The organism is Pontibacillus chungwhensis BH030062 (assembly GCF_000770675.1).
Taxonomy (GTDB): domain Bacteria; phylum Bacillota; class Bacilli; order Bacillales; family BH030062; genus Pontibacillus; species Pontibacillus chungwhensis.
On sequence record NZ_AVBG01000016.1, the window covers coordinates 52,458 to 76,151 of the forward strand.

Sequence of the window (23,694 nt, forward strand, 5' to 3'; positions counted from 1 at the left end):
GCCTAAAAAAATCCCCCTGTATCTACATTTAAACAGGGGGACATGAATTTATCCTAATGCAACATCTAAGGTCATCATAACGGCAAAGCCGATGAGAAGACTAATAGAAGCGATCTCAGTATTCCCTTTTTCCTGCGAGCCTGGAATAATCTCTTTTGCAACAACAAAAATCATCGCTCCGGCCGCAAAGCTTAATGCGTATGGAAGAAGAGGTTCAATGTAAATAACCGCCGTTGCACCAATTAAAGCGCTTATTGGTTCAACCATACCAGAGAATTGCCCAAAGAAAAAGCTCTTCTTGCGTGACATCCCTTCCCGGCGTAGCGGCATAGATACGGCAACGCCCTCCGGGAAATTCTGAATTCCAATCCCAATACCAAGGGCAATAGCTCCAGCTAGAGCAGCTTCTGAGAAGGAAGAAGCTAGTGCACCAAAAGCCACACCGACAGCTAACCCTTCAGGAATATTGTGAAGTGTCATCGAAAAGACTAGTAAGGTCGTTCGTCGTTTATTATCATTCGTATCAATATCATGCAAGTATGGGTAATTCTTAAACATTGGCAACAATTTATCTACTAATAGCAAGAAGAATCCACCTAGCAGGAATCCAACAACTGCAGGGAACCACTGAGGAACTGCCTGGTCTGATGCCATCTCTATTGCCGGGGCAAGTAAAGACCAATAACTGGCTGCAATCATAACACCTCCGGCAAAGGCAAGCATACTATCCATAAACTTTTGATTCGTGCCTTTTGAGAAGAACACAAGGGCCGCACCGGCTGCTGTCATCCCCCACGTGAATAATGTAGCAATGAGAGCTTGTATAACAGGGGACATTGATTTAAAGCCTTCATATATTGCTTCAAATGCTGTAATCATGTTTGTTTCACCTCTTTTTATTACTATATCCTGTCGAAATTTGCGCATACGCAAATTTTATTGTCGAATTCATTTTATATGGTTTTATGAAAGAACGTCAACGTTTAGGAATTAAACGTTCTAGAAATAAAAAAGCAGCTACGAGGACAAAGGCCCTAGCGCTGCTTTCATATGTTCGGTATAGGAAAGTAGTTGCTGATCCACATCTTTAAAAAGTACCGTAACTTTTGCTACTTTATCCATCACCAACAAAAGCCCCATACTTCTCAAAGGAAGGATGGGGCTTTGTTTACTTACATCGCCTTACAATCGTCGCTTCTTTATCAGGTTCTATACCAACACGCATATCTGTGTCTTCTCTTTCCTCAAACCATTTCCTCGTATCTTCTATTGTTTCTTCTAACTTTCGGAACGTGAGTCCCTTTTCTCTCGCCTTCTTGTTCGAAGCAAGAATAAAGCCGTGAGGATGATCTTCTGAGACCGGTATCCAAAGTGGCAAGTCAGAGGATGGTTTTGCCTCGTTATCTAACAAGCACTGATCACTGATCCACTGATCCTCTGCATTAGGATTTTGCTTAATTAAAGCATCAACAAATGTCTTCATTGTTAATTCTTCATCATATCCAACCGCATTGTATGTGCCGGTTTCCTCTTGTTCAGCCATTTGGATGATCCATTTAGAAAGATCGCGAGCATCAATCCACTGTATAGGACGATTTTGTTTACCTGGAACAAGTACCTCTCCTCCGCGCCCAAAACGCATAACCCAATAGGTAAAACGATCGGTCGGGTCATGAGGCCCTACGATGATACCAGGTCGTATGTTCAGAACCCTTCCCGGCATAACCTCTTCAAGCTTCTTCTCGGCTAAAGCTTTCAATGGACCATACGTTTGGGCATTCACTTCTTCTGTTGTTTCATCCTCTAGTTGTCCAACAGGGTAGGTTTCGTCTACGTATTTTTCGTGGAAATCTCTGTACGCTGAGATCGATGAAATAAAAATGTATCGCTTCACCGAATCTTTCAGTAATTCAGCAGCTGCCGTGGCCTGACTTGGTGTGTATCCTGAAGCATCAATGACTACGTCCCATTCCCGATCCTTTAATGCCTCTAAATCATCCGAACGGTCCCCTTTTAGCTTTTCAACATCGGGGAATAAATCCTGGTTCGTACGACCGCGATTAAACAAGGTCACCTCATGACCGTTTTCTAATGCTGCTTCTGTTAAATGGCGCCCAACAAAAACCGTGCCACCTAGAATTAATATGCGCATATAAGCGCCTCCTTTAAACCATAATCAGAATATGTAAAAGGTTTTCCTTTTCCTTATACATTCGAAACGCACCAGCTGAATTCCTCTTTCATTGAATGTGTTAACGCGGTTAATCAAAAAAAGATCTCGGAGAGGTGGAACTCCGAGATCTTTACGTTCTTGCTTGCCCATCTAGGTCGTACTTATCTTGTAGAGATGGTGGGGCCATCTTTACTATTTGTTGTAGAACAAAAGTGAAAATCGTTACATCGTCAAGCACCCCGAAAAACACAAGGAAGTCAGGGATAATGTCAAAAGGAATGACAATATATAAAATCAAAAAGCCCACAGACAGAATTTTTTTCTGGATTGGGACTTGCCGGGTCGTAAAGAACTCCCACAAGAACGGAACAGATTTACGAACATTAAACAGAAAGCGTATTCTCCTCCATATCTTACGCATACCTTCACCCACATTTCAGTCATAATATTATTGAGGTTATAGTATAACTTTACCCGCTATGTATTCGTATGTATCACCTTTTTCACAGAAAAAATGCATGCTTGATTGTCAGCATGCATTTGAAAATAAACGATTAGCATATAATGTTGAGCTTGAAATTACGTTATAACTTGTTTCCTCATCGTTAAAGTTTGCATAAGCTATGAAAATAAAAATGGCTGTTAGAATAATTAAAGCCATTATGAGAAAGATTACCTTCCACAGCAAACTAATACTCTTTTCATTACTCTTCTTCACTGCCACATTTATCGCCCCTTCCACCCCTTAGAATGCACCGAAACCCTAAGATTACTCATACTTCATCTAATTAAAGGGTGCCAGACACCCTTTGGCGCGGTGATGTAATAGCGGAGTGACGCGTGTCTGGCACCCTTTAGTGCTGTGCAGTGTTTAAGAGCATGTCTACATGCGGGATGCCGTCTTCGAGGTAGACCTGACTAATATTGGTGAAGCCGAGTGATGTGTAGAAGTCATTTAAGTAGTGTTGAGCTTGAATTTTGATGGCTTGTTCTCCCCACACCTGAATAATGGTATGTAACGCTTTTTCTAGCAACAATTGAGCATGACCTTCGCCTCTCCTTGATTCTTTTACGAATATTCGTCCAATCGATGCTTCTTTATATTTAATGCCAGAAGGAAATAGTCGACAATAGGCTACAATCTCTCCACCGTCTTCAAGCCATAGATGTTCTGCTTGATCATCATCTCCATCTACCTCCGGATAGGGACAGTTTTGTTCTACTACAAATACTTGAACCCGCTCCTTAAATATATCGTGCAATTCCCTTTTGCTTAGCTCTTCATACGATTTCAATTTCCACTCCATGTAAGAACTCCCCCCTCTAAAACATTTATTTTATTATAAGGAATAACTTTAGTCTAAAAAAGAATAAATTGTTAGCGAAATAGTTTTATGGAAGTACACCAAGGGGAAAGAGGGTACTTAGAAGGAGGACCGATCGACTCATGAAAATCATCCCACCAGGAATCCGAAAATATTTAGAAATGTCACAGAGACTAAGGAAACATGAGCTACAACTAACTTTATGGTTCACACCTGCCCTCTACATTTTAGGCTCATTTTTCTTTGCAGCAGCCACCTTATTAATCGATTTAAACGTTCAGTTAGGGAATTTGGTGCCTAAATTCTTACAATCAAAAGCATCTGTTTCAAGAATGCTGATTACAACATTAATTGGAGGAATTTTAACCCTAAGTGCCTACACGTTAAACTCCATACTTGTGGTCCTTACAACATTTAGCGGGCAATTCTCACCAAGGATGTTACTTAACTTCGTCTCAGATAAACGCACACAGCACGTCCTTGGAATCTTCAATGGGTGTTTTGTTTATGTATTAACGCTCTTTATTTTTATAACGAATTATGAAAATCAAACTTTCGTGGCTATTCCTTTAGTGACGACCCTTGTTGCATTATTTGCTGCGGTCACCTTTATTTACTTTATTAATCATGCCACAACGTGGATGCAAGTTCATAACATATCTTTCAATATGCAATCGATCTCTAAACAAATCCTAAATCAGTCGATTAAACAAGAAATGTCCCCCTACCGAAGCACGGACACGCTGTATCATGGAGAAGAAGCTAAGAAAAAACCTGAGCATCCAGAGAAAATCTACACAAAACAGTCTGGGTACATTCAACTGATCAACTTCGATCAAATCATTGATCAAGCACAGAAAGATAATGTGGTCGTTCAGTTAGAAGCAAGTGTTGGTACATTTTTATTAGAAGGAAATCCAATCCTGTCATACTGGAGTGGGAATGGAGAACCTAAAGATATTGATCATGATTTATACTTAAGCATGTTAGAGGTAGGACAAAAACAAACTGAAATACAGGATGTGGAGCACGGTCTAAACAAGTTATCGGAAATTGCCATTAAAGCGCTAGGGAATAATGATCCAAAGACTGTAAGCAATGTTATTCATCAATTAGGTGAGCTACTTCTAACCATTTCAAGAATGATGAACATTCCTCCTTACCTCGTCGACAACGAAAAACAACTGAGGTTGATTATACCAGGCGAGAGCTTTGAATATTATTTATACAAAGGGTATGGCTACATTCGCCACTATGCAGAAGGGAACATCCAAATTATCACTGAGATTCTACGTGTGATGAATTTATTAGCTAAATCCGTTGACAGTGAACACCACACAACCTTGTGGGAGTTTGCCTGTAACACCGTTTACGGTTTCCAATCTCTTCACATTTATGAACTAGACCAGCACTACCTTCTAGAAACCCTTAAAGATTTGAGTGAAACCACGGGTCATAAAGAAAAATACGAAAGCATTAGTGAACAAATCATTGAAGCAGATCAACCAACAGCAGACCCTTATAAAAGCCAACAAAAAACTGCCCAATATGAATAACGGGCAGCTTTTTTCTAACCAATGACTTTACCACATTAACGCACAGCAGGGTGTCTGGCACCCTGCACTACTCTAAAGCGTCAGAGGGTGTCTGGCACCCTTCACTTCTGTAAAGTAGTAACGCGGGTTATTCTTCTTCTGAGTCTTCAGGGTGGGACCAGGAGCTGTTTCGTTCGTTCTTCTTCGGATCCCAATCCTCTTCTTCATTTGTTTCAACAATCCCTAAGGATACATCAGATATATCATCATTATTAAGCAGACGATCCCAAACTTTAAATTTAATATCATCCGCTTCTGCTAACGATAGCCCCTTCTCTAATTCAAGCATGGCTTCCACATGATACGTCCTGCCTTCTTTCACAATACGCATCCTTCTTATATCAACTACTTGTTTATGTTGTAATATAGAATCAGCTACATCACGCTCAACATCGCGAGGCGCAGCCACCCCTATTAAACCGATCATGTTCTCGTACCCAACACGAAACGCTACAGTAAACATCAATAGTCCGATTAGAAGGGTCACTACTCCATCAAGAATCGCAAAGTTTGTAAACGTCGTAATGGTAACTGCAATTAGAGCAAGCAAGGCGCCTGTTACAGCAACTATGTCTTCAAAAAAGACGAGCCTAGTGGGCGGTGAAGCTTGAGGAAGATTTTGAACCGCTTGTGATGGGATATTCCACCCGGAAGCTTCTTCTTTCGCCTCTTTGTTGATTTCCTTCATCGCTTTAATTAAAATCCAGCCATCAATCGCAATGTTCAAAAGAAGGATCCCTGCATTCAGCCAGAAGCTTCCTGATTCTTTCGGGTGCTGAATTAAGTGCCATCCTTCTTTCACCGACTCATAGCCTAATATCGTAACGATAATAACAGCAATCATTACAAAGATATTAATAACCCTACCAAAGCCCGTTGGAAAACGAGAGGTCGGCTCTTTCTTAGCTAACACGCTCCCTGCAAATACAAACCCCTGGTTCACAGAGTCTGCAAAAGAGTGAAGAGTAGAAGCAAGCATAGCGCCACTTCCACTCACAAAAGCCCCTATCGCTTTTGCTATTGCAATAATAAGGTTGCCTGTGGCCGCGTATGCTGCCGATTTATTCCCTTTTTTAATTAAATCAACCCATGATTGGGATGCCATACCCCATACCTCCTGCCTTACAAATGCTTATGCTATTATTAGTATCCCGAAATCTGCGCATTTCATGAATGAAACTAAAAAAGCCAGTCCCCTATTACAGATAGGTGACTGGCCTTTAACATTCATTCTCAATTATCATGACGCTCTCCATTGGGCTTCGAAACAGCAAGGACCCACCAAATCAGTAATGGTTGGAACAAGAGGCGAACCCAAAGAAGCGTGTTATTTACTTCATCTGAACCTGGAGCTGGAATACCTGCAATGGCAGCATAAATATTTGCCGGGAAAATAAGTACCAGGTAAATAGCTGTCCAAATCCCAGCTTGTCTACGAGTCGAAGGGATAAGTAATAAAATGGCCAATATCCATTCAATAATGCCTGTAGCATAAACAATCATATTTCGAAATGGAATAATGTCCGGAATCATAGCGGCGAATCCTTCTACTTGAGTAAAGTGCACAACGCCAGCAAAGATAAAAAACAAACTAAACAGGATAAGGCCTACCATTTTTAAAATTGACTTCACGATTAGAACTCCTTTCTCATCTATCTTGTATCTTACTTGATTGACTGTATAGCATCAAAACATGACTCTTTGCTTATTTTGTAAAGCATACTTGACGAAACCGCATATGTAAAGTAAGCTTCACTTATTAGATTACAAATATTGGAGGTTTTGCTTGGTGGAAATCGGTGCTCTTGTTATGATGTACATGGGATTGCTTGGAGGTTTAGGAGGATGGTATTTCGGACGTAAACAAGCTCGTAAAAATAGGGGACTCGATGAAAGGTACGAACACATATGGAAAACTGCACGCTCATATTCTTGGTATGCAACTTTATTCGCTATCTATGTTGTATTAACCCTAGCTATGGTCGGTGTTGAGTTATCCGTTGTTCCCATTGTCTCCATTCTATTAGCTGTCCACATTTTCAGTTGGGGGCTTATAGGAGGAATCTTATCCATTCAGATGTCACCCACTGAAGCCCCTGATTATTTACTTAAATTCATCGGTGGCCTTGCTTTAGGAGTGGGTAGCATTATTCTGTTCATTATCTTAACCATCGCCACAGGTGATTACCGTTTCCTTGTTATTATGACCCTCCCCGTCCTAATCGGAAGCATCATCTCTATTCAAGCCAAAAAAAGTGCCAGACACCCTTTAACTAAGTAAAGGGTGTCTGGCACCGTTTAGTTCTGTGCAGAGATAAAGGATCGGAAGTTTGTGAGAAGGGACTCGGGACTTTCTTCGACCATTACCATGTCACGGTTGTCTTTCTTTAAGAATTTCTGTTCAACCATATGATCAAACAGAGAGATTAAAGGTGTATAGTATTGGTTCGTGTTCAGAATTCCAAATGGCTTCTGATGAATTCCAATTTGAGCCCAAGTGTATACCTCGAAAAACTCCTCAAGGGTCCCAGCTCCACCTGGCAAGGTGATAAACGCATCGGATAACTCCGCCATCTTTGCCTTCCTTTCGTGCATGGAATCCACAACGTACAGTTCCGTAAGACTGGCATGGGCAATTTCTCGCTCTACTAGTTTCTTTGGAATCACTCCAATGGCTTCGCCTCCTTCAGCAAGTACTGTATCCGCAACAGCACCCATCAGACCGACGCTTGAACCTCCGTAAACAAGGGTAATACCTTGTTGGGCAAGAAGACTCCCTAAACGTACTGCATCCTCTTTGTATGCAGCAGAGGCGCCTTCACTTGATCCACAAAATACAGCAATCCTTTCCATCCAATCACCTCGATAAGTATGAAATTACTAAAAGTATAGAGGATTTTTCAAATGAATAAAAGCAGGGAAATGTAAAGATATATAAATGACTCTAGGAGGCGATTGCAATGTTCCCAGAACATTTACGAAAACTCGGTAACAAGCGTATTGAACCTTATCAAACAGAGGGATTCGTTCCTGGTAAAGGTCCGAAGTATCCAGATATTATGGTAATTGGAGAAGCACCAGGAAGAAATGAGGTTATAGAAGGCGTACCCTTTATTGGCCAGGCTGGCGAGAAACTCACTGAGTTCTTTGAACATATCGGGGTAGACCGAGACGAGTTATATATTACAAGCGTAGTAAGAAGTCGTCCTTACAAGGTTGTAGAAACGACAGATCGAAAAGGAAATCCCATAACCAAAACGCCGAATAGAACCCCAAACCAAAAGGAAATACTCGCTCACGCTCCTCTTCTCGATTATCAAATCGATGAAATGAAACCAAAAATTCTCGTCACACTTGGTAACATTGCATTGAGACGCTTAATCGGAAAAGACTACAAAATCTCAGACGTGCATGGAAAAGTTTTAAATCAACCGATATATAAATGGACTGGTGAAGAAGATGAATCCTATGAACTCACAGAAGAACCCTACACCATCTTTCCCATGTATCACCCAGCAGCTGTTCTCTATAATGGCTCACTAAAAGACACGATCTATCAGGATTTCGAACACCTTAAAGAACTGTTGAATCACTAGCTTGCTTTACTGCAGTAAAGAGTGCCTGACACCCTTTACTTCACTAAAGAAAATTTATGATAAGAAAAAATTGTTGACTTTAGCACTTTTAAGCGTTTAAGATATAAAGCAAGCAACCGTTCGAATGAAGTATAAAAGCTTCGATGGATTTGAAGTAGTAACTCTTTCCCTGTTTCAGAGAGCTGGTGTTCGCTGCGAACCAGTACATAAAGACGTTACGAATTACGTTTCCTTAGCTTTGATGTGATGTGCACCACATCAACGGGTCTGTTCCGTTATCAACGATTAAGAGATAATCTCTTTCGAATAGAGATTATAATCAGGGTGGTACCGCGAATAAATTCGTTCGTCCCTGCTGGCAAATAAGCTAGCAGGTTTTTTTATACCCAAAAACTTTAGCACTTAAAAGCGTTTAAGCGTTAAGGAGTTACCTCCACTCCTGCAATGCTTTAAAGATAAGAAGTGAACCTGACACCCTCTAGTGCACTAAAGCGCTAAATGGTGCCTGACACCCTGCGTTGCTGTAATAGATTAAAGAATTTGAGGTCTGGCGGGTTGTGGGTTGGACGATGGGGAGTTGAGGGGCTACAATAGGTGTAAGGAGGAGAGGATGATGAGAAAATTCGGTGTTGTTCTAGTTTATTTAGCCGTATTTGCAAGCGGAATGATGTTTGCTTTACTATTGTTCACTCCGTCTCAGCGCAAAGCGCGCATTCGTTCTACGCCTCACACTGTTCAAGCCCCTACAATTCAAACAGAACCAAGTCACCAGAAGACAGAAGAGACAGAGCTAGTTGAGTTTGCAGAGGAAGAAGAGTTTAAGAGCTTAGAAGAGAAAGATGAGTTAGTAGAGGCCAGTTCAGAACAGAGAGATCCGTTCGAAGAGACGAGAGAAAGTATTAGAGATGAGATGAGATCGGTAGTTGAGATGAGCGATATTGGACGCTCCCTTAACCCGCAACCCATTAAAGGCAATCAAAATGCCAAAGGGGAAAAAATTTATCACATGCCTGGCGGTCAGTATTACAGTCGCGTAAAGGCTATTGAAGTTTTTGAAACCCCTTCAGAAGCAGAAGCAGCAGGATATAGAAAATCCAGACGTTAAAGGTTTGCTTCCATCGGTAGCAAGCCTTTTTCTTTTGATTAAAGATAACCGCCATTTTTCTACAAAATCCCCCCTTTCCATAGTCCCATCTAACCTAGGTCAAAATGGGTATTTTTACAAAAGTCAGAATATTGTAATTTATTTATTCCTCTCTTTCGTGTACGATTCAAGTAAACATATTAAGGAGGGGTTATCATGGAGAACATGTATCTGATTCCTTACCAAACGGAAGATGTATTTGAAAGCACATCAATGATCCCAGAAGGCGTACGCATGATTGAAGCACCTGCAATTTGGGAGCAAACCTCTAAAGGAAAAGGTAGCGTTGTGGCCGTTATAGATACAGGGTGTCAGCTTGATCATCCAAATCTAAAAGGGCAAATTATCGGTGGACGTAACTTCACAACAGATTATGAAGGAGATGAAACCAACTACGCTGATAATAATGGCCACGGGACCCACGTGGCAGGAACTATTGCCGCTTCTGAAATAACAACCGGTGTTGTAGGTGTCGCTCCCGCCAGCAAACTCCTAGTCTTAAAAGTCTTAACCGGATCTGGACGCGGGAATTATGACTGGATTATTGATGCCATTAACTATGCAACAAACTGGGAAGGTCCAGACGGTGAACGTGTCCGAGTCATGTCCATGTCGCTTGGAGGCCCCAAAGATGTACCTGAGCTTCACAAAGCAATTAAATCAGCTGTTGAAGCAGGAATTTCTGTCGTTTGCGCAGCCGGTAATGAGGGAGATGGTCGTGAGGATACGAATGAATATGCCTATCCAGGGGCTTACAACGAAGTCATACAGGTAGGTGCCTCAGACTTCAATCGGAACATCGCTGACTTTACCAATACAAATGACGAAATAGATCTTGTAGCTCCTGGCGTTAACATTCTTTCTACTTATACAGAAGGTCGTTATGCCCGCTTATCAGGTACATCCATGGCTACCCCACACGTATCGGGTGCTTTAGCGCTACTGATCCACCTCGCTGAAAAGCAATTAAATCGAAAGCTTTCAGAAGCGGAAGTTTATGCTCAACTAATCAAGCGTACCGCTCCAATCGGAAGTTCACCACAAGCTCAAGGGAATGGTTTCCTCACACTTGGTTTAGTTCATAAGCTTGAGAACCTTTTAAACCTCTATACTATCGACTGGAGCGATATGGTCAAACGAAACACAGACAAAGTCGAAGTTTAAAAAAAGACTTGTCCCCCCTTTTCCGCGGGACAAGTCTTTTCCTTACATTTGCTCTGTCATATGAGTTAATCGATCTGCTGAAGCCGCTACCGTTGCGGAAGCTTGATCCATTTCTTGAATATTCTCGAGCAATTGCTTCGTCTCCTGATCAATGCGTTCGTTATGTTGAACAGTCTCTCTCATATATGTAAGGATTGTAACGAAGGAGTCTGTTGTTTCTTTCATACTCCCTTTCCCCAATTCTACAAAAGAACGAATAGAATCGATCGATTCTGTAACATGAGAGCTTTGCTGATTCACATCTTTAATAAGATCTGCTACGGTTGAAGTGGATTGCTTCGTCTGTTCTGAAAGTTTACGGATTTCCTCCGCTACTACTGCAAATCCTTTTCCATATTCTCCTGCACGAGCTGATTCAATCGATGCATTTAAAGCAAGCAGATTCGTTTGTTCAGCAATTCCACTTACAATATCAATGACTTCAGTAATCCGCTTGGAAACTTCCCTTAACCCTTGGGCATTCTCTGTAATTCGTTCCATCCCTTGCTCCATACTGTCCATATTTTCATTCTGATATTCGACCTGGCGCTTACCGGCTTCAGACGCATCCTCAGATTTTTTGGCCAGTTCAGTTCCCTGGTTCGCCATCTCTTTAACATTTTGTGATTGAGACGTTAGCTCTGTAATCGACGAGCTTGTTTCCTGTGAAGTACCTGCTAGTTCCAGTGCCACTTCACGAACCTTACGATGCAGTTCGTCTGCTTGAGCTTGCTGCTCATGTCTCAGCCGCTTATGCTCTTGTTCATAAGCCTCAATGACTAGTTGTTGTTCAAAATTCAACATCTTCGTTAAAGTTTGGATCGCTTCAGTGAACTGTGTAGGTTGCTCGATTTCTACACGTAAGATATCAAATAACGAATTTAACAAACTTTGAAACGCACCAACATACCACTTCGTTTCTAACCCCACACGTACATGGGCAAATGCAATACGATAACGCTTCTCGAGAAAATCTTGATCCACTCGACCATCAAACAGCTCTTCTATATGTTGCTTCAATGTTGTTTTCAACCGCCCTAGCGTACTATGATCCTCAATAATCTCCATCAAGTTGGGTTGTTTAGTAATATTGGCATAAAACTGTTCCGTAATATCATCAATATGCTCACGAATGGTTGGCTCTAATGACCTCATAACTTGTAAGTCTCTCTCGGTCAAACCAATGACCTCAAGCTGTTTCTTAATTTCCTCTGGAACCTCAATGTGAACTTCCAAACTCTCTAGGTTAGTCTCCTCCTTTTGACGCTTTTTATCTTTAGTCAATAAACTCAGTAATGGCATATGAATTTGTCTCCCCCTGTAACATAAAAGCTACTTTATATATACATGTCTATCTTATATTTCGTCAGCTAGGAGATATTTGTTAAGGAAGAATAAAGAAAGTAACAAATTTGAAAAACGAAATGATTTAAAAACACTTCAATTACCGTTAAAATAAAGAAAACACCTTAGAGTGGAAGGGGAATAAACAGATGAGAAAAAAAGTTCTTACAATTGCAGGATCAGATAGTAGCGGAGGAGCTGGAATCCAAGCTGATTTGAAGACATTTCACCAGCACGGGGTATACGGCATTTCTTCTTTAACAACTATTGTGGCTATGGACCCGGAGAATGGATGGGCTCATAACGTATTTCCAATGGAGCTTAATACCGTGAAAGAACAGTTAAAGACCGCAACGTCTTTAGGAATAGATGCAGTAAAAACAGGAATGCTAGGTTCACCTGGTATCATTGAACATGCAGCAGAGGTTGTAGAGCAAAACGGAATCACTGATGTTGTCATCGACCCTGTTATGGTTTGCAAAGGTACGGATGATGTCCTTCATCCAGAGAACCTTACAAGCCTTCGTGAATCTCTCGTTCCACGTGCCAAAGTAACAACACCTAACCTCTTCGAAGCTGCCAAACTTGCAGGACTTCGTCGTATTGAAACGGTTGAAGAACTAGAAGGTGCAGCAAAAACCATTCACGAACTAGGTGCACAAAACGTTCTAATCAAAGCTGGAACGCTTGTAGACAAAACAAAAGCTACCGATCTTCTATATGATGGACGAGCCTTCCACTATATCCAAACTGACCAGTTCGATACAGGAAACGTCCACGGAGCAGGTTGTTCCTACGCAGCAGCGATTACCGCTGAACTTGCAAATGGCAAAGAAGTATTAGAAGCCATTAAATCCGCGAAAGCCTTTATCACAGCAGCAGTAAAAGAAGGCTTCCCTCTAAACGAATATGTTGGCCCTGTTTATCAAAAAGGTGATGCTAGTGTAGTTGAAGTTTCCGTCACAACGAAATAATGGTACTAAAAAAGAGCTTGAATGGTAATTCAAGCTCTTTTTCTATTTGTTCTCCATAAGAGTTATGTCTTAACGAAGACTCGAAATTGAGAGAATACTTCCGTTTACTTTTATTGAGCGTAAGGTGGTTCGGGAAATCACTCGCTTTCCGCGGCGAGCTGGGGAGCCTCCTCGTTCGCTAACGATCTCTGTGGGGTCTCCCCTAGGCTCCTACCGCCGCAGGAGTCTCGCAATTTCCCGAACCACCTTTACCATATGTAGAAGATGCGGAAGCATGCTGCATAAGAGAGCAGGATTATGAATATCCTCTATCACAAGCGAGCAGCAGGGCCGTTCTACCAATTTTGAAAAGGGGTGTCTGGGGAACGGGGAGACTCCTGCAGGAGAAAGAGGTCGACGAGACCCCGGAGCGAACGCAGTGAGTGAGGAGGCTCTAAAAAGAAGGAGGAAGTTCGACTAAAACCGTCACGTCCTGTGACAACGTCGAACGACCCCACGTCGTGTGGGGCCGCCTGCGGAAAGCGAGTCGTTCCCCAGACACCCCTAGCTCTCAACAACATAACGGCCCCATCCGTTCTAACACATCTCAACTCCGAGGCTTCAACATCCTGTCCTACTCTTCATTAAGCATAAAAAACGCATGTGGTCTCAATTTGAGACCACATGCGTTATCGTTACTTATTCAACGGTTACACTCTTAGCAAGGTTACGCGGCTTATCCACGTCACAGTCACGGTGAAGAGCTGCGTAGTATGAGATCAGCTGCATTGGGACAACCGATACAAGAGGAGTTAAGAGTTCGTGCACCTGTGGAATGACAAATGCATCGTTCTCTTGGTCTAACCCTTTCATACTAATGACACAAGGCTTCGCACCACGTGCAGCTACTTCCTTCACATTACCACGAATTGAATAGTTTACATTCGCTTGTGTCGCAAGCGCCACAACCGGAGTCCCTTCTTCAATAAGCGCAATCGTACCGTGCTTCAGTTCGCCACCTGCGAACCCTTCTGCTTGAATATAAGAAATTTCTTTTAGTTTCAACGCACCTTCTAGGCCAACATAGTAGTCTTGGCTACGGCCGATAAAGAAGCAGTTTCTTGTTGTTGATAAATAATCAGCGGCAATTTGTTCAAGCTCTTCTTTTTGATCACAAAGAGCTTCCATTGCATTCGCTGCAATACCTAATTCTTTCATAGGGTTAAACTCTAGCTCAATTCCTTTTGCTTTGGCTGTATCAACAGCTAGAATCGCTAGAACAGCCATCTGAGCTGTGTAAGCTTTCGTAGAAGCTACAGCAATCTCAGGTCCTGCATGTAAGTGTAGCGTGTAATCCGCTTCACGAGAAAGGGTAGAACCAGGTACGTTCGTAATCGTAAGGGCCGGATGTCCTTTTGCCTTCGTTTCAACAAGTACTGCACGACTGTCAGCTGTCTCTCCACTTTGAGAGATGTAGACAAATAGCGGCTTCTCAGAAAGAAGAGGCATGTTATAGGAGAATTCACTAGCTACGTGAACCTCTACTGGCACTTTTGCTAGTTTCTCAATGAACTGCTTTCCGATTAAGCCAGCATGATAACTTGTTCCACAAGCAATAATGTACACACGGTCACAGTCCATCATAGCCTGACGAACGTCTGGGTCTAATTTAATTTCATCATTTTCATTTTGATATTCTTGGATAATTTTACGAATCACAAATGGTTGTTCATCAATCTCTTTTAGCATGAAGTGTGGGTAGGTACCCTTTTCAATATCACTTGCGTCGAGTTCAGCTGTAAATGGTTCACGGTTCACTTGTGTACCATCTAATTTCTGAATCTCTACTTCATTACGACGTACAAGTACGATTTCTTTGTCTTCTAATTCAACAAATTGATCGGTTACCTTCAACATTGCTAATGAGTCACTTGATACAACATTAAATCCTTCTCCTAAACCTACAAGAAGAGGACTCTTATTCTTAGCTACGTAAATGACGTCCGGGTTTTCAGCATCAATAATTCCAACAGCATATGAACCTTTTAATAAAGAAATGGCTTTGCGGAAAGCCTCTTGTACATCGCCCATTTCATTATGAAGGTTCTCAACAAGTTGCACGATAATCTCCGTGTCTGTTTCGCTGTTCATCTCTACATTAGCCAAGTATTCGCGCTGAACCTCTTCGTAATTTTCGATTACACCGTTATGAACAATAGTGAAGCGGCCAGACGCGCTTTGGTGTGGGTGAGCGTTCTCAAAGCTTGGCGCGCCATGTGTCGCCCAGCGGGTATGACCAATTCCCATTGTTGCTTCGATATCTTTCTTCTCAACTTCTGAACGAAGAGCAGCAATGCGTCCTTTTACTTTCGTAACATGAACACCTTCATCATTTAACTCTGCAATACCAGCTGAGTCATAACCACGGTATTCAAGTTTCTCTAAGCCTTGTAATAAAATTTCTGTTGTATCTTGTGTTCCAATATATCCTACAATTCCACACATATCGTTGTTTCCTCCTTAAAATAAGGGGCAAATCAACGTTCCGATGGTTCGGGGCTTGATCTGCCCCTTCCTCATGAATTTTATCTTACAATCACCTTGCTTCGATTCTTTGTGCAAAGGGTCACCCCTTTGTTTTAGAATAAAAGCTTACGATTGAGGTGAATCCAACCGGGAGGCATCCGCCGATACTCGATGAACCTCCTCCTCGTCAACTACCTTCTTTCCGAACGGAAGATAGTCCAGGCGCTTTAGTCAAACTAAAATATAACTCAACTTCTTACGTTTCACAAACATGCCTTAATGTATTAAAGCATACTTAATGTTAGTATCCTTTATGAATACGCTTTAAACATAGAATGTGAAATTTACACGGAACAAATTTCATTCTACTCTATTTCTTCTTATAAGGTCAATATCTGAAGCATTACATGTTTATTACAATGGTTAATCTGTTCCATATAAAATATGCGCAGGGACACATATTGTGCCACCTGCGCATTTACTTTAGGCTTCCTTCATACCTAGTTCAGCTTGAACGATTTGGACCACTTGATCTACATATTTCTCACAATCTTCTTCTGTCGGTGCCTCAACCATGACACGGACTAGTGGCTCCGTTCCAGAAGGGCGGACAAGAACACGACCTTCATCTCCCATAGCTTCTTCAACCGCTTCTATTTCCGAAGTGATGCGAGGGTTAGTCATGACTTTCTTCTTATCAATAACACGTACGTTCTTTAACACTTGCGGATATTTCTGCATTTCAGCAGCTAATTCTGACAGCGATTTTCCAGTTTCTTTCAACACATTTACTAATTGTAACGCTGAAAGCAACCCATCTCCTGTTGTATTGTAATCCAAGAAGATAATATGTCCAGACTGTTCTCCGCCAAGACTGTAATCGCCACGACGCATTTCCTCTAACACATAGCGATCGCCTACATTTGTCTTATCACTCTTCATACCATTCGCTTCTACAGCCTTGTAGAAGCCAATATTACTCATAACAGTTGAAACAACAGTATTATGACGAAGGCGGCCTTGCTCATTCAAATACTTAGCGCAGATGAACATGATTTGATCCCCATCAACGATTTCACCTTTCTCATCCACGGCAATTAAACGATCCCCATCACCATCAAACGCTAAACCAATGTGAGCTCCCTTTTCTTTCACAAAGGATTGTAGTGCTTCTGGGCTTGTAGAGCCAACATCATCGTTAATGTTCAAGCCATCTGGAGATGATCCCATTGTCGAAAGCTCTGCCTCTAAATCCGCAAAGATATGTGGGGCAACAGAGGATGTTGCACCATGTGCGCAATCTAAAGCAACGTGCACCCCATCAAATTCATAATCAATGGTTTGCTTCAAATATTGCATGTATTTTTGACCACCTTCGAAGTAGTCATTCACAACCCCTACATCAGCTCCAGTAGGTCTTGGAAGTTCATCTGTTTCTTGATCCATTAGTGCTTCTATTTCATTCTCTTGTTCGTCTGTTAATTTAAATCCATCAGGACCAAAGAATTTAATGCCATTATCTTCAACAGGGTTATGAGAGGCTGAGATCATGACTCCCGCTTCAGCTCCCATAGATTTTGTTAAATAGGCTACACCTGGAGTTGGAAGAACTCCAAGGCGCATAACCTCAGCTCCGATTGACATTAATCCTGCTGTTAAAGCGTTCTCAAGTAGTTGACCAGAAATCCGTGGATCACGGCCTACTAATATTTTTGGCTTTGGTGTGTCTTTCGTTAACACATAGCCTCCGTATCTTCCTACTTTAAATGCTAGTTCTGGTGTTAACTCCTGATTGGCTACGCCACGCACACCATCTGTACCAAAATATTTTCCCATTATCAATCGCTCCTTCATTCTAGGCAAATGAGGTAGTTACTACTCTATACGAATTAGAGCTTCATCATTACTTGTTTGCCATTCAATACTTTCAGGTCCATTCACTTGAACGGGTACATTTGCTTCGCCATTGACGAGCTGTTCAACATCAATAAAGACTTCGAAATCTTCCTTCGTAATATTCTCTAATTCCTGTTTTGTACCTATTAACGTTAAGTCAATGACCTGTTGTTCTGGTGTAATAAAAGTTAGGTTTTTACCTGAACCCAGGTTATTTACATTAATCTCTACATTGCTAATTGTTTTTTCTGTTATTTGCTCTACATTGACTTTTGCTTCAATCGTTTTTGGCTTAACTGTTTCGATTCCATCTGGCATAGGAAGGTCTACCTCAATGGTGGCGTCCTCTTTAAGATCCGTTATATCCACTTCTATATCGGCAAAAGCACTAACCCCTTTTAATGCATCTTGTGAACCATATACAGCTACTTGCTCTGGTAAGGGTTCAATAGACACCAGGCGGTACCCTTTGGCAAGGTCCCCTTTAGCCTTTAACGCGATGGGGACTTCTTTACTCGGAGGCAATAGAGGTACAGTTACTTTGACCGTACTTGGTTCTACGACGACATTCAGTTCATTACCTTGTTCATCATAAACCTTCACAGGTGACTCTTTCTTTGTAATATCACTCTCAGCATTCTGCACATCAACAATGGCTTTCACTAAAGATACTTTTGAAACCTCTGTTTCTGAGCCTATGACATCTACCTGGTTAGGCGTCACTTCTGGTGTGCCTAATTGGTAGCCCTCTTTAATGGTGTCGCGGTGTATGTAATCCGCACCAACCTGAAACTCTTTTGAAGATCGTTTCTCTAAAACCACAGTAACTTCCTGAGGATCTATAGAAACAGATAACTGATTTGAGATACCTTGAGTTTGTATAGGAACCGTTTGAGAGCCGAGTTCAAGCCCTTCTAAATCGATGTAAGCTTCGAACGTCTTTTGCATAACAGTTCTAGTCACAATAGAATTCGGTCCCTCTACGGTAACAGTGACGCTCGATGGCACTTCTTTCACTACATATTTTTCCTCATTCATTTTTACTTGTAAAGGGATATTATTCATTGCTGCAATTTTATCATTGCCTTCAAGAAAGATAGAATCCGAACTCGTTTGCCCGTCATCAAGGTTTATTGAGGCATACAAGAGGAGTGCTAATATTAAAGAAATCGCTCGAATGAACCACGGACTTCTTAACCACTTATCCATCTTTTTTCCCCCTCCAATCCCAATTCTTTGAGCTAGGAGCTTTCGTCGCTCGTTCTAATTCTCTTTCTAAAATATCGCGAAGGGCTTGTTCATCTAATCCCCTATGCAATTCTCCATTCCGCGTACAGGATATTCCACCTGTTTCTTCGGAGACCACGATGGTAAGGGCATCTGTGACTTCACTGATTCCCATAGCAGCACGGTGCCTCGTACCTAATTCTTTTGATATAAACGGACTTTCAGATAGAGGCAGGTAACAAGCAGCTGCCGTAACCTCATCTTGCTTAATAATAACCGCTCCATCATGAAGAGGAGTATTAGGGATGAAGATGTTTGTTAACAGTTCACTCGATAACCTTCCCCTAATCGGTATGCCGGTCTCGACATAATCGCCCATACCCGTCTCTCGTTCAATCGTAATAAGAGCCCCAATCCGACGCTTGGCCATATAATTACACGACTTTATAATAGCCTCTACGGTTTGTTTCATTGAATCTTCTTCACTACTCGAATTTCTGGCAAAGAAACTACCTCTCCCTAGCTGTTCTAACGCTCTTCTGAGCTCAGGTTGGAATAAGATAATGACGCCTAGAAAACCCCATGTCATCGCTTTGGACATTAACCACATTAACGTACTAAGTTGAAGAAAGTAGCTAACAAGCCATATTCCAAGTACTACAAAAATTCCTTTCAACAACTGAACCGCTTTTGTACCACGGATTAACATGATTAATTTATACAAAACAAACCAGACAAGGGCAACATCAATAATAATTCGAATGTACTTTAATCCATCTAATTGAACATTCAATCCCCCATCAAGCATGTGTACACTTCCTTTTATTCTTGAATTCAACTATCGAATTAATCTTATGTATCAAATTCACAATAGTTTTATTATAGCATACTTCTCTATAGTAAAAATAACACTAAAACGCTCCAACTAAACAAAATAAAAAAAGCCACTATAAAAGTGACTTTTGAACCCTCTATCGGGTGAATGAGAAAATATCTGTCGTTGTTTTCTTAATGTTGTACCACATCCAACCAAAGACTTGGTCTACTTGATTCAGATCCCCTGTCACTTCACCGGCGGAGGCTTTTAGGTGATCACCATTTATTAATACAACGTCACCATTAACTTTACCTTCAACCTTCAAGTTCCCATTCTTCACGACTAAATCGCCTTCTACAGTCTTCCCTTGAGGAACAATAACCGTGTTTTCCTGAATGATGATATCTTTTTGTTTAGATACGCTTAACTGTTGATCTTGGCTCCAAGTAGAAAAGATACCACTAAACATCATAATAAAGAATATAGCTGCTGCCGTCACCACCGGGTGGGCCTTAAACCACCTCTTATATCCTGATCGTTTCTTTTCTTTAGGCAGGCTTCCCATTACCTTCGCAGTAAAGTCAGAAGGAGCTTGGACTGCACTTGTACTTTGGACCATTGCTACAGCCCTTTTAAGTTCATGAAAATGGTTCTGGCAATCATCACATTGTTGAAGATGTTGCTTTAATTGTTTTCTCTCTTCTTCGTTTAACCCGTCGTCTAAATGTTTATGCATTAACTGAATGACTTCATTTGCACACTTCATTTCCCATCACTCCTTTACACGTGACGAAGTTTCTTACGAAGCGCTTCGCGTCCCCGATGAACCCTTGTCTTAACCGTTCCAACCGGTATGTCCAATATGTCACTAATCTCTTGTAATGAGAGTTCATCTATATATCGTAGTACGATAACAGATCGATACTTGGCTGGAAGCTTGAGAATCTCTTGATGAATATATTCCTGCAGTTCTAAGCTTTCCACTTCATCTTCAGGCAAATCTTCATCTGCAGAAATTTGAGAGTACATGGTTAAACCCTCTGTACCTTTTACTTCAGCATCTAAAAAGTAATCTGGTTTCTTCTTTCGAATGCGATCAATTGATAGATTGGTCGCAATCCTATATAACCAAGTAGAAAATTTCCGATTCTCATCATAAGAATGAATATTAGTGTAAGCCCGGATAAATGCTTCTTGAGCAATATCTTCTGCTTCATGTGCATTACCAAGCATACGATAACATATTTGGTACACCTTGTTTTGGTAAAACGTCACTACATCTTCAAAGGCCGAGTGATCACCTTTTTTTACTTTTTTAATCTTTTGTTTTATAAATATTTCCATGCACTATACCTCCGCTAGATCTGCGGTCATTCTACATACGAATACACCTGCGATCAGGTTTCAAAATCAATTAAAAAAAATAAAAAAGAATTTTTGTATGTACAAAAGTTATACATTTGATTTTTTTAAATTAAGAGGTTTAACTTTAAGTAGAAAGGATATATACAACTATAGTATAGTACTAAGGTTTTAGTAGGGGGGAAATAGAATGTGTAAAGAACTTTTGAACGAGATTGAAATGTGTAGAAATGAAATGATTCAGCTTAGCTCTAGCTTACCTTTATCATCTCAAGAGGTCATTGAGGCAAGTTCAAAATTAGATGGATTACTAAATGAATATGAGGAAAGAAAAAATAAATAACGGAAACAGCAACTTATGTGAATAAGCTGCTGTTTCGCCCATTTTTTCTCTATAACTCTATTATTTTAAATTCTCCCCAAATAACGATCCCATTAACCCAACCGCTACCGTAGCTGTTTTATTCTTCTCATCCAATATCGGATTGACCTCAACAAATTCCGCCGAAGTAATAAAATTCGCTTCTGCAAACATTTCCATCGCTAAGTGACTTTCCCTATAGCTCATTCCACCCATAACAGGTGTCCCAACTCCAGGTGCCTCATTAGGGTCCAAACCATCCAAATCTAAGCTCAGATGCACCCCATCCGTTCGATCCTTCAAATATTCTACAGATTCTTTAATTACTTCTGGCATTCCCATGCGATCAATCTCATGCATTGTATATACCCTAATTCCTTTTTCTTTAATTAATTGCTTTTCACCCTCATCAAGAGAGCGTGCTCCTATGATAATGATGTTTTCTGGTTTAATTTTAGGCTCATATCCATGAATGCTCGTCAAACGTTCATGACCAATACCTAAGCTTACAGCTAAAGGCATTCCGTGAATATTGCCAGAGGGGGAAGATTCTCCTGTATTTAAATCCCCATGAGCATCATACCAAATTATGCCAAGATTGTCATAGTGTTTTGCAATTCCAGCAAGAGATCCAATCGCAATACTGTGATCCCCTCCAATAATTAGAGGAAATCTACCTGATGAGACAACCTGATCCACAGCCTCAGCTAAGTTTTTATTTCCTTCTGCTACTTCTTTTAAATTTCTCAAGTGACTCTCTTGTTCTTCTTTTCTGTTTGGACGAGGAATATGAACATCTCCAAGGTCCTCTATATCATATTCTAAACGTTCTAGCCGCTCAATTACCCCTGCATAACGAAGAGCACTTGGCCCCATATCCACACCTCTACGATTTTGCCCTAAATCCATAGGGGCTCCAATAATTGAAAGTTTACGATTCATTGTCCCATCATCCTCCTTTAACTCTACACCTATTGTAGGCACAGTTGGGAAAATGACTCAACTGGACAGGAATTTGTATATATATGCGGAAAACACGGGGTATTGAGAGAATTTTCTCATAAATAGCCATCCTTAACTATTTTAGATATAGAAAAAACCTTAAGCCTAATTAGACTTAAGGTTTTGAATGGAGCCTAGCGGGATCGAACCGCTGACCTCCTGCGTGCAAAGCAGGCGCTCTCCCAGCTGAGCTAAGGCCCCGTATATATGGAGCGGAAGACGGGATTCGAACCCGCGACCCCCACCTTGGCAAGGTGGTGTTCTACCGCTGAACTACTTCCGCAAACTAAAAACACATCAACTAAGTTAATGTGAAAAGTGGTGAGCCATGGAGGATTCGAACCTCCGACCCTCTGATTAAAAGTCAGATGCTCTACCAACTGAGCTAATGGCTCTTTATAAAATGGCTGGCCCAGCTGGATTCGAACCAGCGCATGACGGTACCAAAAACCGTTGCCTTACCGCTTGGCTATGGGCCAATAAATGGTGGAGGGGGCAGGACTCGAACCTGCGAACCCAGAGGGAGCGGATTTACAGTCCGCCGCGTTTGGCCAACTTCGCTACCCCTCCAAACACAAATAATAGTATACCATGCTTGCACTTTATTATGCAAGAGTTTATTTAATTGAACATAACTTGCTGGTGCCGACCGAGGGACTCGAACCCCCAACCTACTGATTACAAGTCAGTTGCTCTGCCAGATTGAGCTAGGTCGGCAGATAGATAAATATATGGTGGAGGATGGCGGGCTCGAACCACCGACCCCCTGCTTGTAAGGCAGGTGCTCTCCCAGCTGAGCTAATCCTCCATGATAATAAATGGTGACCCGTACGGGATTCGAACCCGTGTTACCGCCGTGAAAGGGCGGTGTCTTAACCACTTGACCAACGGGCCAAAAATAAATTTCTTACAGAGAGCTTCCAGCCGGACTTGAACCGGCGACCTCTTCCTTACCATGGAAGTGCTCTACCGACTGAGCTATGGAAGCAAATTGGCTCCAACGGCAGGATTCGAACCTGCGACCGATCGGTTAACAGCCGATAGCTCTACCACTGAGCTACGTTGGAATATTGTCAAATCCATCTGTCCTAGAAGAAGTCTCTTGGATAGCTTTATAAGATAACAAAGCATGGCGGCGTCCTACTCTTGCGGGGGTGAAACCCCGACTAC

General features: G+C 41.5%; 23 protein-coding genes, 10 tRNA genes and 1 other annotated feature. Of the genes, 7 read left to right on the forward strand and 26 right to left on the reverse strand.

The window, feature by feature from the left end:
* Positions 1-48 precede the first annotated feature (48 nt).
* The 5 genes from N780_RS16640 to N780_RS16660 all read right to left on the reverse strand — a co-directional run bounded on the left by N780_RS16640 (position 49) and on the right by N780_RS16660 (position 3,480).
* Positions 49-858, reverse strand: coding sequence for a ZIP family metal transporter (locus N780_RS16640; RefSeq protein ID WP_036786744.1), 810 nt, complete (start codon positions 856-858; stop codon positions 49-51).
* Between the two features lie 310 nt (positions 859-1,168).
* On the reverse strand, positions 1,169-2,152 hold the full coding sequence (locus N780_RS16645) for an NAD-dependent epimerase/dehydratase family protein (protein WP_036786703.1): 984 nt from the start codon (positions 2,150-2,152) through the stop codon (positions 1,169-1,171).
* Positions 2,153-2,303: 151 nt separating this feature from the next.
* Positions 2,304-2,594 (reverse strand): YkvA family protein, encoded by a 291-nt coding sequence (locus tag N780_RS16650; RefSeq protein ID WP_036786705.1) that lies wholly within the window; start codon positions 2,592-2,594, stop codon positions 2,304-2,306.
* Between the two features lie 108 nt (positions 2,595-2,702).
* Positions 2,703-2,897, reverse strand: a complete 195-nt coding sequence (locus tag N780_RS16655; protein WP_036786706.1) for a hypothetical protein — start codon at positions 2,895-2,897, stop codon at positions 2,703-2,705.
* A gap of 130 nt (positions 2,898-3,027) precedes the next feature.
* Entirely contained in the window at positions 3,028-3,480 is a 453-nt protein-coding gene (locus N780_RS16660; protein WP_036786708.1) for a GNAT family N-acetyltransferase, read from the reverse strand.
* A 140-nt stretch (positions 3,481-3,620) separates the two neighbouring features.
* Between N780_RS16660 and N780_RS16665 the strand changes: the two genes are divergently transcribed.
* A complete protein-coding gene (locus N780_RS16665; protein ID WP_052115137.1) occupies positions 3,621-5,054 on the forward strand; it encodes a DUF2254 domain-containing protein in 1,434 nt (477 codons plus the stop codon).
* 127 nt (positions 5,055-5,181) lie between these two features.
* Here the strand turns inward: N780_RS16665 and N780_RS16670 are convergent, their stop codons facing one another.
* Entirely contained in the window at positions 5,182-6,198 is a 1,017-nt protein-coding gene (locus tag N780_RS16670) for a cation diffusion facilitator family transporter (RefSeq protein WP_052115138.1), read from the reverse strand.
* A gap of 128 nt (positions 6,199-6,326) precedes the next feature.
* Positions 6,327-6,725: a DoxX family protein gene (locus tag N780_RS16675; protein WP_036786710.1), complete on the reverse strand. Its 399-nt coding sequence runs from the start codon at positions 6,723-6,725 to the stop codon at positions 6,327-6,329.
* Positions 6,726-6,882: 157 nt separating this feature from the next.
* Here N780_RS16675 and N780_RS16680 point away from each other — a divergent pair, with 157 nt between their 5' ends.
* Positions 6,883-7,374: a hypothetical protein gene (locus N780_RS16680; protein WP_052115139.1), complete on the forward strand. Its 492-nt coding sequence runs from the start codon at positions 6,883-6,885 to the stop codon at positions 7,372-7,374.
* A 17-nt stretch (positions 7,375-7,391) separates the two neighbouring features.
* On the opposite strand, the gene N780_RS16685 is transcribed toward N780_RS16680, so the two are convergent.
* The gene (locus N780_RS16685) at positions 7,392-7,946 is read right to left on the reverse strand and encodes an LOG family protein (RefSeq protein ID WP_036786712.1); all 555 of its coding nucleotides are present in this window, start codon (positions 7,944-7,946) and stop codon (positions 7,392-7,394) included.
* A 107-nt stretch (positions 7,947-8,053) separates the two neighbouring features.
* Here N780_RS16685 and N780_RS16690 point away from each other — a divergent pair, with 107 nt between their 5' ends.
* The 3 genes from N780_RS16690 to N780_RS16700 all read left to right on the forward strand — a co-directional run bounded on the left by N780_RS16690 (position 8,054) and on the right by N780_RS16700 (position 10,997).
* Complete coding sequence (locus N780_RS16690) at positions 8,054-8,689, forward strand: uracil-DNA glycosylase (RefSeq protein WP_036786714.1); 636 nt, start codon at positions 8,054-8,056, stop codon at positions 8,687-8,689.
* Between the two features lie 131 nt (positions 8,690-8,820).
* Positions 8,821-9,046 (forward strand) — a binding site (T-box leader).
* 256 nt (positions 9,047-9,302) lie between these two features.
* Positions 9,303-9,794 carry a sunset domain-containing protein gene (locus N780_RS16695; protein WP_036786716.1) on the forward strand — a complete coding sequence of 164 codons (492 nt, stop codon included), beginning with the start codon at positions 9,303-9,305 and terminating at the stop codon, positions 9,792-9,794.
* A 195-nt stretch (positions 9,795-9,989) separates the two neighbouring features.
* Positions 9,990-10,997, forward strand: a complete 1,008-nt coding sequence (locus N780_RS16700; protein WP_036786718.1) for a S8 family peptidase — start codon at positions 9,990-9,992, stop codon at positions 10,995-10,997.
* 42 nt (positions 10,998-11,039) lie between these two features.
* Here N780_RS16700 and N780_RS16705 read toward each other — a convergent pair whose 3' ends face one another.
* Positions 11,040-12,338 carry a globin-coupled sensor protein gene (locus N780_RS16705; RefSeq protein WP_036786720.1) on the reverse strand — a complete coding sequence of 433 codons (1,299 nt, stop codon included), beginning with the start codon at positions 12,336-12,338 and terminating at the stop codon, positions 11,040-11,042.
* 191 nt (positions 12,339-12,529) lie between these two features.
* Here N780_RS16705 and thiD point away from each other — a divergent pair, with 191 nt between their 5' ends.
* The gene (thiD, locus tag N780_RS16710) at positions 12,530-13,354 is read left to right on the forward strand and encodes a bifunctional hydroxymethylpyrimidine kinase/phosphomethylpyrimidine kinase (protein WP_036786722.1); all 825 of its coding nucleotides are present in this window, start codon (positions 12,530-12,532) and stop codon (positions 13,352-13,354) included.
* Positions 13,355-14,032: 678 nt separating this feature from the next.
* Here thiD and glmS read toward each other — a convergent pair.
* The 6 genes from glmS to sigW form a co-directional block, all read right to left on the reverse strand.
* Positions 14,033-15,838, reverse strand: a complete 1,806-nt coding sequence (gene glmS, locus N780_RS16715; RefSeq protein WP_036786724.1) for a glutamine--fructose-6-phosphate transaminase (isomerizing) — start codon at positions 15,836-15,838, stop codon at positions 14,033-14,035.
* A 504-nt stretch (positions 15,839-16,342) separates the two neighbouring features.
* Entirely contained in the window at positions 16,343-17,695 is a 1,353-nt protein-coding gene (gene glmM, locus N780_RS16720) for a phosphoglucosamine mutase (protein ID WP_036786726.1), read from the reverse strand.
* A 39-nt stretch (positions 17,696-17,734) separates the two neighbouring features.
* Positions 17,735-18,964, reverse strand: coding sequence for a CdaR family protein (locus N780_RS16725; RefSeq protein ID WP_036786728.1), 1,230 nt, complete (start codon positions 18,962-18,964; stop codon positions 17,735-17,737).
* Positions 18,957-19,790, reverse strand: a complete 834-nt coding sequence (gene cdaA, locus N780_RS16730; protein WP_052115140.1) for a diadenylate cyclase CdaA — start codon at positions 19,788-19,790, stop codon at positions 18,957-18,959. The genes N780_RS16725 and cdaA overlap by 8 nt, the downstream gene beginning before the upstream one ends.
* A 163-nt stretch (positions 19,791-19,953) precedes the next feature.
* Positions 19,954-20,565, reverse strand: a complete 612-nt coding sequence (locus tag N780_RS16735; protein WP_036786730.1) for an anti-sigma factor family protein — start codon at positions 20,563-20,565, stop codon at positions 19,954-19,956.
* Positions 20,566-20,579: 14 nt separating this feature from the next.
* Positions 20,580-21,143, reverse strand: coding sequence for an RNA polymerase sigma factor SigW (gene sigW, locus N780_RS16740; protein ID WP_036786732.1), 564 nt, complete (start codon positions 21,141-21,143; stop codon positions 20,580-20,582).
* A gap of 208 nt (positions 21,144-21,351) precedes the next feature.
* On the opposite strand from sigW, the gene N780_RS19605 reads away from it, so the two are divergent.
* Positions 21,352-21,504, forward strand: coding sequence for an aspartyl-phosphate phosphatase Spo0E family protein (locus N780_RS19605; protein ID WP_084599698.1), 153 nt, complete (start codon positions 21,352-21,354; stop codon positions 21,502-21,504).
* 60 nt (positions 21,505-21,564) lie between these two features.
* Here N780_RS19605 and rocF read toward each other — a convergent pair whose 3' ends face one another.
* The 11 genes from rocF to N780_RS16795 form a co-directional block, all read right to left on the reverse strand.
* Entirely contained in the window at positions 21,565-22,464 is a 900-nt protein-coding gene (rocF, locus tag N780_RS16745; protein ID WP_036786734.1) for an arginase, read from the reverse strand.
* Positions 22,465-22,652: 188 nt separating this feature from the next.
* Positions 22,653-22,725, reverse strand: a tRNA-Ala gene (locus N780_RS16750).
* Positions 22,726-22,732: 7 nt separating this feature from the next.
* Positions 22,733-22,807: transfer RNA gene (locus N780_RS16755), tRNA-Gly, on the reverse strand.
* A gap of 36 nt (positions 22,808-22,843) precedes the next feature.
* Positions 22,844-22,919: transfer RNA gene (locus tag N780_RS16760), tRNA-Lys, on the reverse strand.
* Between the two features lie 9 nt (positions 22,920-22,928).
* Positions 22,929-23,003: transfer RNA gene (locus N780_RS16765), tRNA-Gln, on the reverse strand.
* 5 nt (positions 23,004-23,008) lie between these two features.
* Positions 23,009-23,094, reverse strand: a tRNA-Tyr gene (locus tag N780_RS16770).
* Positions 23,095-23,164: 70 nt separating this feature from the next.
* A tRNA-Thr gene (locus N780_RS16775) sits at positions 23,165-23,241 on the reverse strand.
* A 15-nt stretch (positions 23,242-23,256) separates the two neighbouring features.
* Positions 23,257-23,332, reverse strand: a tRNA-Val gene (locus tag N780_RS16780).
* 11 nt (positions 23,333-23,343) lie between these two features.
* Positions 23,344-23,418, reverse strand: a tRNA-Glu gene (locus N780_RS16785).
* Between the two features lie 21 nt (positions 23,419-23,439).
* Positions 23,440-23,512, reverse strand: a tRNA-Thr gene (locus N780_RS16790).
* 4 nt (positions 23,513-23,516) lie between these two features.
* Positions 23,517-23,591, reverse strand: a tRNA-Asn gene (locus N780_RS16795).
* Between the last annotated feature and the right edge of the window lie 103 nt (positions 23,592-23,694).